Here is a 14,463-nt window from a genome sequence, read left to right on the forward strand (position 1 = left end):
TCAACAATTTAATTGTGAATAAACACACCTGAAACTTCTTGCCCAACTTCCAGTTTGATATTGGCTGGGATACGCACTAGACAGTTTGCCTGCATCAAATTACTCAACATATGTGATTGCTGTTTTGCCAGACTTTGTAGCTTGAGTTGACCCTGTTCAAAATAGGCATGCATTCTTAGGAATCGTTCACGGCTATCTGATTTTAAATCATGGGTGAGCAGTCCACTAAACCACGCTAAGGATTGACGCTGGTTTTGTAGTGTATCCAATAATGTCTTGCCATAAATCTGCATACAGACATAGACCGCAGCAGGATTACCTGGCAAACCCAGTAAATAGCAATGATGGTTTTGTCCTATATATTCAGCAAAAAATAATGGCTTACCTGGTTTTTGTTTTACTTTCCAGAAAATTTGCTTAAAACCATTTTCAAAAGCACAGGGACGAACAAAATCATAATCCCCCACAGAAACACCACCTGTTGTAATGATCACATCATAGTGCTGTTTTAGACGTTCAAAGCATTGTGTGACTTGTTCAGCATCATCTTCGATATGCAAAATATCAACATCAATCCCATAGTCTTGCAACCATGCTTTTAACAATGGACCATTTGCATCAAACACCTTGCCTGCTTGCAAATCTTCTGGTGTTTCAGCAACCTCATCACCTGTAATGACAATCGCTACTTTAGGCTGTTGAAATACATCAATTGTTTTTACACCAGCCATACTCAAAGCAGCCAGCGCACCAATATTGATGTTCTGACCGACCTCTGCCAATAGCTGACCTGACTGAACTTCCTCACCAGTAAAACGAATATCAGCCTGCGGTTTGAGCTGTTCAACCAGTCGAATCTGGCTATCAGACTCAACTACGACAATTTCCTGTCGGGCAACATGGGTTGTTCCCTCAGGTATTTTTCCACCTGTAAAAATACGAATGGATTGTCCATCTGCAAGTTGATGATCCAAACCACTGCCCGCCTTAATCTCACCCACCACATCAAAGACAGTATCTTGCAGATTTTCCAATGTGGTATTAATGGCATAACCATCCACCGCACTTTGTGAAAAGCCAGGTAAATTTACATCTGAATAAACTGCCTTGGCTAAATAACGATGTAGCCCCTTTGCTAAAGGCAACGTCTCGACCGCTAATGCTTTCACTTTGGTTTGGATCAGTGCTAGCGCTTCATCAATACTGATCAGACCTTTTTCAGCACCACATCCTGACATTATTCATAGCCTCCTGGATGTGGTAAGTCACGACAGACATCAAAAATATGCACCAAAGCAGGTAAAATTGCTGCCATGGATTCGCTGGCACCACCACGACTGCCTGGCAAAGTCACCACCAAAGAACGATCAATAAAGCCTGCCACGCCACGAGACATGGCTGCATAAGGGGTACGTTTTTGCCCAAAGGAACGTGCCGCCTCCATCAAACCGTCCAGCTTTCTTTCCAATAACGGTTCCAATGTATCCACGGTAATATCTCGCTTACCAATGCCTGTACCACCGACCGTCATGATACATGCATAAGATTTGGTCAGTTCTAACACCAAATCTTTGAGTTGATCAGCCTCATCCGCCATAATCTGATAATGAATCGGGTCAAAACCTGCTTCAGTTAATGTGTCTACTACAGACTTACCTGCGGTATCAGGCTTACGACCTGCTGCTACAGTATCAGATAATACAATCACGGCCGCTGAAACAGGTTGACGTAAAGTGCGCTTAAAGTGCGACTTCCCCCCTTTTTTCTTGAGCAATTTACATTGGTCTAAACAGAGTTCCTCAGGTTCACAATGTGGTTTCAACATATCATAAAGGGTTAAACCCGCCAGACTTGCCGCTGTCAATGCTTCCATTTCCACGCCTGTTGGCCCAATCGTTTCAACCGTTGTAAGAATCACCACATGGTCATCATGCAAATCATAGTCTACATCAGCCCGATAAATCGGTAAGGGATGACACAGCGGAATCAGTTCATCGGTACGTTTTGCTGCCAGAATGCCTGCAATACGTGCTGTTTTTAAGGCATCACCTTTTTCAGTATTTCCGTCACGGAGCAACTGGATACAATGTGCTGGCGCATATAAGATCGCTTGCGCTTCTGCAACACGGTAACTCTCAGGTTTCATCCCAACATTTTTCATCTTAACTTCCTAAAAGCTTATTCGTGTGTATGCTCATGTGTGCAGTGTTCGTGTTGATGGTGTGTATGTTGCTGCGCCTTTGCTTGAGACTCAGCAGTATCTTTACGAATACAACAACCCTCAACGTATTGACTGGTTCCATCCATAAAGAACTCCTCTTTCCAGATCGGCACTTCATGCTTTACCCGCTCAACCGCTTCTTCACAGGCTTGAAAAGCTTCACGGCGATGTGCCGCATAGGCAATTGCAATAATGGCAGTTTCACTGACATCCAGATAACCAATACGATGGATAACACGAACATAAGACACCTGATATTTCTCTTTAATTTGCTGTTCAATTTCACGAATCATCTTTTCAGCAACAGGTGTATAAGAGGTATATTTCAGTGCCTTGACTGCTTTACGCTCGTGGTGATTTCGTACCGTACCAATAAAAATATCAATTCCACCACATTCTGGGAAAGACTGGATTGGGTCAAAGCTCTCTAAACTGAGTGCCTGATCCTGGACTCTGGCAAATTCACGCATGTCTATCCTCCTGCCACAGGTGACAACAGCACTAAAGTACATGACTGATTCAACGGTGTTTGACGTGTCACGATATCTTCACCAATGGCACAGGCACACTTTTCCATCGCGCTACTTGCATCTGGATAAAGCGTCACAATATGCGTCAATACATCGTTAACCATTCGATCCTCTGCAAACTCAAATGCAAGTGCTTTGGGTAATAACCGTTCTATCGCACCAAAAGCTTCTATTTTTATCTCAATGGTTTGCATATTTTCTCCAGACCACTTTCTATTTAACCACCAAGCATGTGCATGCTAATTTTACGTGCTTGCTGATGTTGTATCGCATGATAGCCTTTGGCTTTATGCCAAATATAAGGCTTAATCTGTTGATCAAGCTGCAACAATGCTTGCTGTTTTAATTCAGCATTTTGTTTAATCACTTGTAGTAAATAAGGTTTTATATTTAAACCCTGTTGTGCGAACAGGCAATTATACAATTCACCTTGGGCAGTCAGTCGAATTCGGTCACAGTCTCCACAAAATGAATGGGTTATCGTTGAAATAATGCCAAGATGATAGTGCCCATCAAGCTGATATAAACGTGCAGGCTCATGCTGCTGTTGTAGCACTTGAATATCATAATAAGGTTGCAGTTGTTCTAAAATTTCTGCTTCACTGACCACAGCCTGATCAGTCCAATGCTGATCACCATCCAGAGGCATAAACTCGATAAAACGTAATGGAATGTTGTGCTGTTTTGCCCATTTCACCATCGGGATAATTTGCTCATCATTTTGACCTTTCATCAATACACAATTGATTTTAAAGGGCAGCCCTACTTTTTTTGCCGCTTCGATTCCACCAAGAACAGGTGCTAATTCTTTTTTAGTAAGCTGCTTAAATTGAACTGGGTCCAGACTATCCAAACTAATATTTAGATCATCCAGACCCGCTTGTTTGAGTTGTTCAGCATACTTGGCTAAATAGTGTGCATTGGTGGTGATCGAAATCCGCTTCAATCCCAAAGCTCTTAAACGTTGTAAATCATGAATAAAATGCACCACACCCTGACGCATGAGTGGTTCACCACCCGTAATACGGATATTCTCAATCCCCTGCCCAACCATATATCGACAAAAAACCAGCAAGGCTTCAAAGCTAAGCAGCTCTTGTTTTTTCATCCATTCTGGATGCTCAGGCATACAATAAATGCATTTGAAATTACAGCGATCAGTTACGGAAATCCGTAGCTTACGCTTAACACGACCATACTGATCCTGTAGGATCGGTATCGCCGTTTCTTGTATTTCATGCTTCATCATACGCACTCATTTTGTGAATCTTCTGACTGGGTTTAGCACAGGTTCTGTGCATCCTTGCTTTACTCATCACAGAGAACTGTTTTTACAGCAATAATTATTCCAACTATAAACAAACATCCTGGCTTAAGGATATTCATATATTTAAACAGGCAACCCTTTCAATCTACAAATAAAAATGGCGCCTGTCTTGCATATTTTTGTTGAAATCATCTTGCACCATTTGCAACCACCCTTGTTTGCAATGAAAGAATTTGGTGCAAGTCATCTATTCATTCAATACGACCTATCATTTAAGTGCTTAAACGTTCCAATCGTACTGGGACATACTTATGATATGGTGTCTTGGACAATGGATCACAATGCCGCGTAGAGGTTAAACGATTAATTTGCGGCCCAATCGGTTCACTATTCCCATAACGCAGTCCATAACCATGTGGTAATGACACTACACCTTTACGCATGCCATCATCAAGTTCAACCGTGACCTGAATTGCGCCATGTTCAGAAATACATTGCAAGATCTGACCTGTTTCCACACCGAGCTGTAAGGCATCCTCTGGATTAATCCTTAAACGTCCATCTGCATCGACTTTACGCCATGCAGGATCACGATAAATTTGATTGGCATTGTAACTACGGCGCTCACCTGCCAATAAGATAAAAGGATAATCCTCTTTTACAACCAATGGCTGTTGTCTTAGTTGAGCAAGTTCAATAAACATTTCAGGAATGGCCAAACGAATTTTTTTGTCTTTGTATGCAATCAGGTTCCATACATCAGCATAGTCATGCTGTGACAATATGACACCTGAACGTTGTTTTAGAATGGTTTGGAACAGCTTTACCCCAAGATTGAGACGATTCCCCTCGTAGCCTGCCTGTTTAACTGCCTGATAATGCTGGGCAGCATATTGCATGCATAATGGCAATAGCAAAGCCGTGGCAGCCGCATCATTTGGCAAAGTCTTGCCTAAAGTGCGATAGACAATTGAGGCGGCAAATGGAATAAGCTTCTTGTTTTTCGCAAAATTAGCACCTAGAGCAGCAAAATACCCAAGATAAGCGGTATTTGCTGAATCTTTTTCCGCAATTTTACTCAGGATTGGAAATTGTTGAGGAATGGCTTTCATCGCCTCAAGTAAACGTGTGTAAATTTCTGCTTCAGGTAAGGTATTGCCTTGTGGTTGAAACAAGGGATGACGTAAATGAAAACCATTTTTTGGAAATTCCAGATTAAAGCCCGTAAACTCCCATTTTTCAAACTGGCTATGGGCTGGCAAGATGTAATGTGCCAAACGCGCTGTTTCGGTCATGGCAACATCGACCACCACCAATAGATCAAGTGACTGAAAAGCCTGTTCATAAGCAGCCGTATCTGGATAGGTCAGTAAAGGATTACAGCTATCAACAAAGACTGCACGTACCCGCTTTTCACCTGCTTTCAAAATTTCATCTGGCAGAATATTCGGTGGGAAAAATCCTGAAATTGGGAACATTTTATGATGTACAGTACGGCGGTATTTAGAGTTACGTTCATCGGTATTGGTTAAAATTGGAATAAACATGGTATGTAGATTATTGCTTCCCTGTTTACCAAAATGCCCAGCCAATAAATAAAGAAGCTTTTCCAAATAACCATTTAACGTGGTATTTAAAGTATGCTGAATACCTAAATCTATCCGAACACAGCCTCGTTTTGCCTGAGCAAAATCACGTACAATTTGGTAGATCAATTCAACCGAAACATCAGCTTTCTGAATATACTCCTCGATTGGAACAGCAAGAAAAGCCTGTTTGACCTCATCAAAACCATGTGTATGCTGTTGAATAAATTGCTGATCATAAAGACCTTCACGCAGCATGATCGCAATCATAGCCGACATCAAATAAGCATCTGTACCTGGTTTGAGTTGCACATGAATATCAGCTTGCTTGGCAGTTTCGGTGACACGCGGATCAAACACTACCATGGTTCGATTGGGATCTTTTTTGATATGTTTTAAGGTGTCCCGTGCATTGGGAATACCATGCGCCTGAAATGGATTTGTTCCAATAAACAACACATAATCAGCATGCTCCACATCTTCTGTGGTATGGCAGGCCTGACTGCCAAACAAACGACCATTGACCCAAAAATCGCCTGTTTTTTCCTGAGCCAACGAATTATAGGCATAGAAACTTTTCATGGCATAAAGTAACTGACGACCATAGGCTGCACCAAGGTGATTACCCTGTCCACCACCGCCAACCGAAGCAAATGCAGTTCCACCATAGCTATTTCGAATATGTACAAGCTGATCAGCAATCTCTTGAATGGCTTGCTCCCAACTCACTTCCTTAAACGAACCATCGGCTTGACGTTTTAATGGAGAAGTCAAGCGATCAGCATGTTGTTGGTAATGCTGCAAACGTGCAGCTTTCTGACAGATATAACCTTGCGAGAAAGGATGCTGATCATCACCCTTAATTTTTTTGAACTGGTTATTTTCGATTTCCACACTCAATCCGCAATTACGTGAGCATAAAATGCAGGCCGTTACATCCTGTTTTAGCATTGTGTTTGGAGTTGTCATTGTTTTCACCTGATGCTTATTATGAATATTGACCCATTAAACAGATTTGTCCTGCTGACCCCACAACACGAATCAACTTTTGATCCTGCTCAATTGCCAACTCAACTTTATTGGCTTGCGATGGTAATTTTACAGGTTTTAAAAATCGGACATCTATTTGTTCGATAGGATCAGGTAAAAACTCAAAACTACGTGCAAACACCCCAAAGCCATGTAGTACTTTTTGACCAAAACTAGAGAGTTTTGCCAAGAAACCAACCCAATGAATTGGATTAAAATCACCTGTCAGTAAGGCAAATTTAAAGCCATCATCTGATGTTGTTGACCATTGCCCTAATATTTGCCAGTTTTTATCATCGGTAGTTTCAGCACGTTTGGTTTTTTCAAAATGCGGCAAAATAAATGCCATATGCAACACTGCCTCAACCAGATTAGGTTGAGCAATTGTACCCGTGATGATCTGAACGGAAACACGTGCTAAACCATTGCGTTCATCAACGTGGACAATCTTGGCTTGAATCAATAACTTTTCATTACGAGGAATCTTGCCATGAATCTTTAGGCTAACACCTTGATTGATGACTTGGCTGAGTGGATAGCTGGTTTGTAAGAGCAAACCTGTTGCAAATGAAAGTCCCCATTGAGAGACCATGTGTGGGGGAATAGAATCCTGATATTTATGTGGTTGCGCACCACTCCACTGTACATAATGTTCCACCAACTCATGACTCGGTGCTTCAATCACTTCATTAATCGCCGCAAGCGCCCGCCAATCGGCTTGATTTCCTTTTGTGTTTTTTAAGCTTCGTATTGCTATTTTCCCAAGTCCTGCCAAAGTTGCCTGATGCTCAAATAAAAACTGCAATGGAATTTGCTGATAACGCAATGCCAACATATATAGCTCCTATTCCCTTTATTTTTCTAACCTTGTTTTCATTACATTAATGTTGTTTGAACATCTTCTCACAACATGATTGCTAGATTGCACACTTATTAAGTTCCAAAATAGAACTTAATTAAACAAAGGTCAAGAATGCTCGTCAGAATCTTTAAAGAGAAAAGGAGTTAATTCGAAATAAATATTTGTCTAAATGCTTTCATTTGCTGGTATTGCTGTAATTCATCCATTGAATTGATGCTATGACAAAATAAGCTTTGTTTCTGGAATGCAACTGTTTGCGCATGCAGTTGCTTAAAGCAGTCACGCAAACTTAATCGATTGGCTGCGATCTGTTGCTCCAGTACTGCCAAACTTGCTCTTTTTAACAGACAAAATGGATATAAGGCATCTCCATTGATAGTGACATAGACAGCAGATGCCTGGGAATTTTTTTGTAGTGTACGATGTAGCCTCGAAAGTACCTGAGCAGGAATATAGGTGACATCACAGGGCACAAATAACACATAGTCTGATTGCACATGGGTCCATGCGCTTTTCATGCCCATTAATGGTCCTAAAAAACCAGTTTGATCATCGGCATAACACTGAATGCTTGGCTCAATTTGTTTGTAGATGGAATTATCACGGTGACTGTTCACCCAAAGCTGTTGTACTTCTGGTTTGAAGCGTTGACAGATTTTGGAGAGTTGAATCTGGTCATCAAACTGTTGTAATAATTTATTCACACCATTCATACGGCGTGCTTGTCCTCCCGCCAGGATCACCAAATCTGTAGCGGGAAATTCTGTACTCATACTTCTGCCTCCAATTGACAGGTTTTGATCAAGCCACGAATCTCAGGTAAACATGAACCACAGTTTCCACCTGCTTTTAGACATGCGGTGACCTGTTTCTCATGGGTCATTTTTTGTGTTTTTATAGCTTCAATAATCTTGTTCTTTCCTACTTTAAAGCAACTACATACTAATGGTCCATCATTATTCGCCGCTGTCATTGGCATCCCCGCAAGCAAGGCTTTACGGTGCAAGGCGCTTAAACGCTCACGTTTAAACAAACTTGCCACCCAGTCCCGATCAGGCAATAAGTCAGGTGGTGCAATATATAAACTGGCAATCAAAATGCCGTCTTTTAAAATGATACTATGGCTCAGTTGCGATGAAATATCTTCCAGACTCAGCCATTCATAGGTTTCATCCACAAAAGGCAAAAAGTTTTTGAGGTTCTTTTGAGTTTGGTCAATACTTTGGCGGTCAGCAAGTTCATAACGCACAGCTTTGGCAGTTTTGATCTTGGTCCACCACGCACAGCTTTGCAACGATGCCTTGATCTGCTGCTCAAAACCCTCTCGAACATACAACACCCCTTGCCAGGTCGTATGAAACGGCTGAATCAAAACAGGTGTATGCTTAAACTCTGGTTCGCCTGAAATCGCATCCACAATTGGATTCACCACTTTACCAATTCGGGCATCCGAAGCCACTTGCTCTGTCCAGTGAATTGGAGCAAAAATTTGTCCACGACGAACGCCCTGTGCCAGCGTGACCCGTAATACACAACTGCCCCAAACTGAACGAACCTCAACCAGTGCTTTATCACGGATACCAAACTTCAAGGCATCGTTGGGATGAATTTCACAAAATGGTTCAGCACGATGCGTAGTTAAATTCGCTGACAAACCTGTACGCGTCATAGTATGCCATTGATCACGAATACGCCCTGTATTCAACACCAATGGATAATCTTCGGAAATCGAATGAACAGGATCAATAGCCACTGTTGGAATCAGTTTGGCTTTTTTATTGTTATGGCTAAAACCACCTCGATCAAATAATTGCTCAACCGCAATACTTTGACCTTTTTCCCACACTGGCCATTGGATTGGGCGTAAATGATTATATTCATCCATGCTTAAATTCATTAAGCCTTTTAAGTTGAAATAACGGAAGTTTTCAACCTGATCACGCTGATCGACACTGGCATTTTGATAGGCAGATAAAGCAGCATGTTCGTTAAAAATGTCACAGATATTGTTAAAATCGAAACCATTAAAACCCAGTTTCTTTGCCACCTCACACACTGCCCACCAGTCCGCTTTCGCCTGTTTTGGTGCAGCCAGAAAAGCACGCTGGCGGGAAATACGGCGTTCTGAATTGGTGACGGTACCGTCTTTTTCACCCCAGCCCAAAGCGGGCAGCAATACATCAGCATAAGCGGTGGTATCTGTATCCGCACAAATATCGGAAACCACCACAAACTCACATTTTTCCAGTGCCCGTTTGACTTGATCAGCATCGGGTAAACTCACCACTGGATTGGTCGCCATAATCCAAATGGCTTTAATTTTGCCACTTTCAACCGCCTGAAATAAATCAACTGCCTTTAAACCTGCTTGGTTGGCAATCACGGGACTATTCCAAAAACTCTGCACTAAATCTTGATGTGAGGGATTATCCAAGTCCAGATGTGCTGCCAGCATATTGGCCAGCCCACCTACTTCACGTCCCCCCATCGCATTCGGTTGTCCTGTCATCGAGAACGGCGCAGCACCCAATTTGCCAATTTTCCCAGTGAGTAAATGACAGTTAATAATACTATTGGCTTTGTTGACCCCTTGAGAAGATTGATTGACTCCCATTGAAAATAAGGTCATCACTTTTTCAGTACTGGCAAATTTATCAAAAAAAAGTTGTAATTTTTCTGCTGAAATTCCTGTGCGCTTCACCAATGCATTAAAATCTGCTTCTGTTTCACTCGCATCTAAAAGTGCTGCTAAACCCTCGGTATAGCTTTCAACAAAGTGGTGATCTACATGATCATTTTTATAAAGGTACTGCAATAAACCATTAAATAAAGCGACATCTTGCCCTGGTAAAATAGGTAAATGTAAATCAGCCTGTTCACAGGTACTGGTAAAACGTGGATCGACAACGACAACAAACAAGTCTGGGTTTTTACTTTTCGCTTGCATGATTCGTTGATACAACACTGGATGGCACCATGCGGTATTTGAGCCAACCAAGATCACCATATCGGTATATTCAAAATCTTCATAACTGGCAGGAACAATATCCTCACCAAAGGCGCGTTTATGTGCAGCAACCGCAGAGGACATACATAGGCGTGAATTGGTATCAATATTGGCTGTACCTAAATAACCTTTAACGAATTTATTCACCACATAATAGTCTTCGGTAAGCAACTGACCAGAAACATAAAAAGCCACACTGTCTCGCCCATATTGCTCAATACAGGCTTGAAACTGATCTGCAATTTTTTCAATCGCCACATCCCATGTGGTGACTTTACGATGATTTTTTCGCCCAAACATCGGGTTAAGCATACGGGTTTCCAGCCCCAAGGTATCCGCCAGATTGCTACCCTTAATACACAAACGACCCAGATTTGATGGATGTACTGCATCTCCAGAGACCTTGATCGTTGTACCTTGCGCTTTATGTTGGACAGTGACATCCACACCGCATCCAACTCCACAATAGGGACAAGTTGTTTTTGTAATGTGCATGAGGTTGTCCATATTCTTCATCATTGCTCCAAAATAGTGCTTTTTAGCATAACTAAGTCAATAATTTTAGGCTTTTCAGTTATTTGATAAAGATCATTTCAGTGCAAATAACAAAATTCAGGCCTACATATGCTAAAAACAAAAACCGCCTAAGACATCTTTCAGTCTTAGGCGGCGTTGCCTTGCGCTTATTTACGGTAAATTAGTTTGTGATCTGGCATCGTTGCCATACATACAATAGTAAAAGCAAAATTTATGCCATTATTAAAAATAATGTATAGAAAATAATACTTGACTTGCTATAATTAATTTTATAATTTTTAGTTCATATGGATTGAATATTCTTTTATATCTTTAATATGTCTATTGTTTAAATTGACATTATTAGATTTATTTTAGGATGTGCAGTTCATTGTGTTTATTCCCTCTTTATTTAAGGAGAAATTTCATTATGAATTTTGATACTATTTTCAAAGAAGCAATTTCTTTGTCTTCTCGTGAAAAATTGCGTTTAGCTAGTTTGCTGATGCAATTAGCATTAGAAAATGAAGAATCACACACCAAACCCATACAAGTAAATGAATCTTCTGCTAATGAAGAATTACTTGACTTCAATTCAATCAAAGAACGTCTTTTAAAAAGTAAACCTAGCAAAGTGAAGTCCTTAGAAAACTTTATTGATGCCATGTTTCAATTTAAGGGAAGTATCTCTGAATCTGAACGTAATCAACTTATTAATGACTTACAAAAAGCAAAAGTCTTGCGTATAGAGCTTAATAAAGTTATTTATTTATAAAATATTTTCTAAGCTAATATTAAAATGCAGTAATTTATCTTATTGTGTTTATGGTATTAATTTTTAAAAATTTTTATAAATTTGATTATTATATTGTGAAGTTGAGTAGTTCTTACTATGAAAAGAAAACAAAATACAATTCAAAAAAATCGCCATACAGCTTATGTAAATCAAAACAAGCGATGCTATTATTGCAATCAACCTATGTGGGAAAAGAAACCTGAGCAATTCAGTAAAACTTTCTCGGTTGAATCAGATAAAACGCAATGGCTTAAATGTACAGCTGAGCATGTAATTGCAAAACAAGATGGTGGTAACAATAGTAAAGAAAACATTGTTGCCGCTTGTCTTTACTGTAATCGTTATCGACATCAAGGAGCATTGCAGCCAAAAAGTGCAAAAGCATATAAATCTTTAGTGAGTAAAAAAATGCGAAAAGGAGAATGGCATTCTACATTTATAAGCTGATTGCAATATAGGAATAAAATTGTAAAGAGGCTGTTTTTTTAGCAGCCTTTTAAAAGTAAATTACTCCAACATCCAATTTTGTAGCTCTAATTCAGAAATCCTTTGAAACTCTTTGGTATTATTAGTAACCAAAATACATTCCTGTACTAAAGCATGACTCGCAATCTATAAATCATTGATACCAATGCTTGGTATCAAACAAATAACTTTAGTGTCATGATTTACCATACATCCCGAATTTCACGTTGCCATCCAACAGGATCTTGAATATCGGCAAATGCAGCAATTGAAATTTTAGACAGGTCTAAGGTTTCACTTGGTTGTGAAAGCTCAAATTCTTTATGATGTTTTATTTCTTGCATTAAAGACAAAATACGCAGTAAATCCTGCTCATCCAGTTCATGGGCAAGCTCAATCAGGCGTTGTTCAAGAATTGCATGATTCATCTACTTTTTCTCCCAATCTTTTGATTTAGTCTAGCAAATTATCTAGTGAGAAGAAATCTATTTGAGCTGCATTTACTTCACCCCTAAAAAAGATTCAGCATCATGCTGAATCTTTTTCCTTGTCTTGCTTAGCCTGCTTTTTTCATTGCAAAGTCTTTACCAAACAACAATTTATTTCTAAAGCTGACAATTGGGGTCTGATCTGCAATCAGCTCGGCATACCACATGCCATCTTCGGTATCACCAAACAACACCGCGCCAATCACTTTATCTTTCTGGATAATAATACGCTTGTAGATTTGGCGTTTTTCATCGTTCAGGATGATGTCTTCATAATCCTCTTTCGGCTCAAAGTTACCTGCCGAAAACACATCCACACCACTGACTTTTAACTGCGTTGGCACGGTTGGCGATTTAAAGGTTAGGCTGCCATGCTCAGCCAAATGGGTGGCACAAATAAAGGCTTGTCCCCACAACGGCTCAACCAGACCAAAGGTTTGCCCACGATGTTCGATACATTCACCTACCGCATAAATACTTGGATCAAAGGTTTGCATGGTGTCATTCACCAAAATGCCACGGTTACAACGTAAACCCGCACTTTGTGCCAAGGCAATATTTGGACGGATACCGACTGCAAACACAACCAGATCTGCATCCAGCACCGTACCATCTTTTAAGCGGACTTGAGACACATGACCTTTTTTACCAATCAAGGCTTCGGTATTCGCTTCAGTGATAATTTTGATGCCTTTTTGCTCAATACTTTGGCGCAACATACGGCTGGCACGACCATCAAGCTGACGCTCCATGATACGGTCCATTAAATGCAGTACCGTCACATTCATACCACGTTGTTTTAGGCCATAAGCAGCCTCTAAACCGAGCAAACCACCGCCAATCACCACGGCATTTTTCTTGGTTTCGCAGTATTTGATCATGGTATTGACATCGTAAATGTCACGGAAACTAATCACGCCTTTTAAATCCACGCCCTGAACAGGTGGAATAAATGGGCTGGAACCTGTCGCAATAATCAGACGATCATAATCAACTTTCTCACCTTTTTCGGTATAAACCACTTTACGCGGACGATCAATTTTAACGGCTGGGTCATCCGCAATAAATTGAATCCCTTTATCGCTATACCATGCATGTGGGTGCAACATGATGTCATCAATGGTTTTTTCACCTGAAAGCACAGGTGACAACATAATTCGATTATAGTTACCCCAAGGTTCCTCACCGATCACGGTTACCTCATAACGGTCAGGTGCCATATCCAGCAAATCTTCAAGACAACGCATCCCTGCCAAACCATTGCCAATCAGAACCAGTTTCATTTTGTCTGATGATGCACCCGTATTGGTAATATACGTTTTTTGTGGCGTTGGACTGACCCAAACCTGACCATCAACAATTTTGCTTGGAAATACCAACAGCTTTTGATCTTTATCTTCCAGACAACGTCCTGTGGCTAAGCTAAAGTGTTGTTTATAAATCGGTGATGCAATAACACGTTCACCTTGCACATCGCCAATGATGCCACGGCTCATGACGTTGGCCTGGCTAAATGGGTCTTTATTGCTGAGTGCATAAACACGTTTCTCATGTCCTACACGGAATAACGCTACGGCTTGATCACCTACCAATGCACCCACGCCTGTATTCGGTGTAATGTCACTAAGGTTACAGACTTCAACCCATTCTTGTTCAGGAAGCATATTCATTTTTAAATTAGTCATGTTGATTCTCC

At 40.7% G+C, this 14,463-nt stretch carries 13 protein-coding genes; 2 read left to right on the forward strand and 11 right to left on the reverse strand.

Going from position 1 to position 14,463, the window contains the following annotated elements; genetic code table 11:
- Positions 1 to 8: 8 nt before the first annotated feature.
- The 9 genes from QTA56_RS03070 to QTA56_RS03110 all read right to left on the reverse strand — a co-directional run bounded on the left by QTA56_RS03070 (position 9) and on the right by QTA56_RS03110 (position 11,021).
- The gene (locus QTA56_RS03070) at positions 9 to 1,238 is read right to left on the reverse strand and encodes a molybdopterin molybdotransferase MoeA (RefSeq protein WP_267979476.1); all 1,230 of its coding nucleotides are present in this window, start codon (positions 1,236 to 1,238) and stop codon (positions 9 to 11) included.
- Positions 1,238 to 2,161, reverse strand: a complete 924-nt coding sequence (gene moaCB, locus QTA56_RS03075) for a bifunctional molybdenum cofactor biosynthesis protein MoaC/MoaB (RefSeq protein ID WP_267979477.1) — start codon at positions 2,159 to 2,161, stop codon at positions 1,238 to 1,240. Before moaCB ends, QTA56_RS03070 begins: the two co-directional genes overlap by 1 nt.
- A 17-nt stretch (positions 2,162 to 2,178) precedes the next feature.
- Positions 2,179 to 2,691: a molybdenum cofactor biosynthesis protein MoaE gene (locus QTA56_RS03080; RefSeq protein ID WP_267979478.1), complete on the reverse strand. Its 513-nt coding sequence runs from the start codon at positions 2,689 to 2,691 to the stop codon at positions 2,179 to 2,181.
- A 2-nt stretch (positions 2,692 to 2,693) separates the two neighbouring features.
- Complete coding sequence (locus QTA56_RS03085) at positions 2,694 to 2,945, reverse strand: MoaD/ThiS family protein (RefSeq protein WP_267979479.1); 252 nt, start codon at positions 2,943 to 2,945, stop codon at positions 2,694 to 2,696.
- A 23-nt stretch (positions 2,946 to 2,968) separates the two neighbouring features.
- A complete protein-coding gene (moaA, locus tag QTA56_RS03090) occupies positions 2,969 to 4,000 on the reverse strand; it encodes a GTP 3',8-cyclase MoaA (RefSeq protein ID WP_267979480.1) in 1,032 nt (343 codons plus the stop codon).
- A 290-nt stretch (positions 4,001 to 4,290) separates the two neighbouring features.
- Positions 4,291 to 6,573 carry a molybdopterin-dependent oxidoreductase gene (locus QTA56_RS03095; protein ID WP_267979481.1) on the reverse strand — a complete coding sequence of 761 codons (2,283 nt, stop codon included), beginning with the start codon at positions 6,571 to 6,573 and terminating at the stop codon, positions 4,291 to 4,293.
- A gap of 19 nt (positions 6,574 to 6,592) precedes the next feature.
- Entirely contained in the window at positions 6,593 to 7,468 is an 876-nt protein-coding gene (locus QTA56_RS03100; RefSeq protein ID WP_267979482.1) for a MaoC/PaaZ C-terminal domain-containing protein, read from the reverse strand.
- A 170-nt stretch (positions 7,469 to 7,638) separates the two neighbouring features.
- A complete protein-coding gene (gene mobA, locus QTA56_RS03105; protein WP_267979483.1) occupies positions 7,639 to 8,268 on the reverse strand; it encodes a molybdenum cofactor guanylyltransferase in 630 nt (209 codons plus the stop codon).
- Entirely contained in the window at positions 8,265 to 11,021 is a 2,757-nt protein-coding gene (locus QTA56_RS03110; RefSeq protein ID WP_267979484.1) for a nitrate reductase, read from the reverse strand. The genes mobA and QTA56_RS03110 overlap by 4 nt, the downstream gene beginning before the upstream one ends.
- A gap of 427 nt (positions 11,022 to 11,448) precedes the next feature.
- Here QTA56_RS03110 and QTA56_RS03115 point away from each other — a divergent pair, with 427 nt between their 5' ends.
- On the forward strand, positions 11,449 to 11,793 hold the full coding sequence (locus QTA56_RS03115; RefSeq protein WP_267979485.1) for a hypothetical protein: 345 nt from the start codon (positions 11,449 to 11,451) through the stop codon (positions 11,791 to 11,793).
- A 117-nt stretch (positions 11,794 to 11,910) separates the two neighbouring features.
- Entirely contained in the window at positions 11,911 to 12,261 is a 351-nt protein-coding gene (locus QTA56_RS03120) for an HNH endonuclease (protein WP_267979486.1), read from the forward strand.
- 221 nt (positions 12,262 to 12,482) lie between these two features.
- Here QTA56_RS03120 and QTA56_RS03125 read toward each other — a convergent pair whose 3' ends face one another.
- Positions 12,483 to 12,707 (reverse strand): hypothetical protein, encoded by a 225-nt coding sequence (locus tag QTA56_RS03125; protein ID WP_267979487.1) that lies wholly within the window; start codon positions 12,705 to 12,707, stop codon positions 12,483 to 12,485.
- Between the two features lie 128 nt (positions 12,708 to 12,835).
- Positions 12,836 to 14,452 (reverse strand): nitrite reductase small subunit NirD, encoded by a 1,617-nt coding sequence (gene nirD, locus QTA56_RS03130; protein ID WP_411956077.1) that lies wholly within the window; start codon positions 14,450 to 14,452, stop codon positions 12,836 to 12,838.
- Between the last annotated feature and the right edge of the window lie 11 nt (positions 14,453 to 14,463).

Source organism: Acinetobacter thutiue, assembly GCF_030385805.1.
GTDB classification, from domain to species: domain Bacteria; phylum Pseudomonadota; class Gammaproteobacteria; order Pseudomonadales; family Moraxellaceae; genus Acinetobacter; species Acinetobacter corruptisaponis.

Bases quoted from the DNA above. Each gene is read 5' to 3' on its own strand.
- nirD (WP_411956077.1), bottom strand. From the start codon at position 14,452: ATGACTAATTTAAAAATGAATATGCTTCCTGAACAAGAATGGGTTGAA.
- moaCB (WP_267979477.1), bottom strand. From the start codon at position 2,161: ATGAAAAATGTTGGGATGAAACCTGAGAGTTACCGTGTTGCAGAAGCG.
- QTA56_RS03080 (WP_267979478.1), bottom strand. From the start codon at position 2,691: ATGCGTGAATTTGCCAGAGTCCAGGATCAGGCACTCAGTTTAGAGAGC.
- mobA (WP_267979483.1), bottom strand. From the start codon at position 8,268: ATGAGTACAGAATTTCCCGCTACAGATTTGGTGATCCTGGCGGGAGGA.
- QTA56_RS03070 (WP_267979476.1), bottom strand. From the start codon at position 1,238: ATGTCAGGATGTGGTGCTGAAAAAGGTCTGATCAGTATTGATGAAGCG.
- QTA56_RS03125 (WP_267979487.1), bottom strand. From the start codon at position 12,707: ATGAATCATGCAATTCTTGAACAACGCCTGATTGAGCTTGCCCATGAA.
- QTA56_RS03115 (WP_267979485.1), top strand. From the start codon at position 11,449: ATGAATTTTGATACTATTTTCAAAGAAGCAATTTCTTTGTCTTCTCGT.
- QTA56_RS03120 (WP_267979486.1), top strand. From the start codon at position 11,911: ATGAAAAGAAAACAAAATACAATTCAAAAAAATCGCCATACAGCTTAT.
- QTA56_RS03085 (WP_267979479.1), bottom strand. From the start codon at position 2,945: ATGCAAACCATTGAGATAAAAATAGAAGCTTTTGGTGCGATAGAACGG.
- moaA (WP_267979480.1), bottom strand. From the start codon at position 4,000: ATGATGAAGCATGAAATACAAGAAACGGCGATACCGATCCTACAGGAT.
- QTA56_RS03100 (WP_267979482.1), bottom strand. From the start codon at position 7,468: ATGTTGGCATTGCGTTATCAGCAAATTCCATTGCAGTTTTTATTTGAG.
- QTA56_RS03095 (WP_267979481.1), bottom strand. From the start codon at position 6,573: ATGACAACTCCAAACACAATGCTAAAACAGGATGTAACGGCCTGCATT.
- QTA56_RS03110 (WP_267979484.1), bottom strand. From the start codon at position 11,021: ATGATGAAGAATATGGACAACCTCATGCACATTACAAAAACAACTTGT.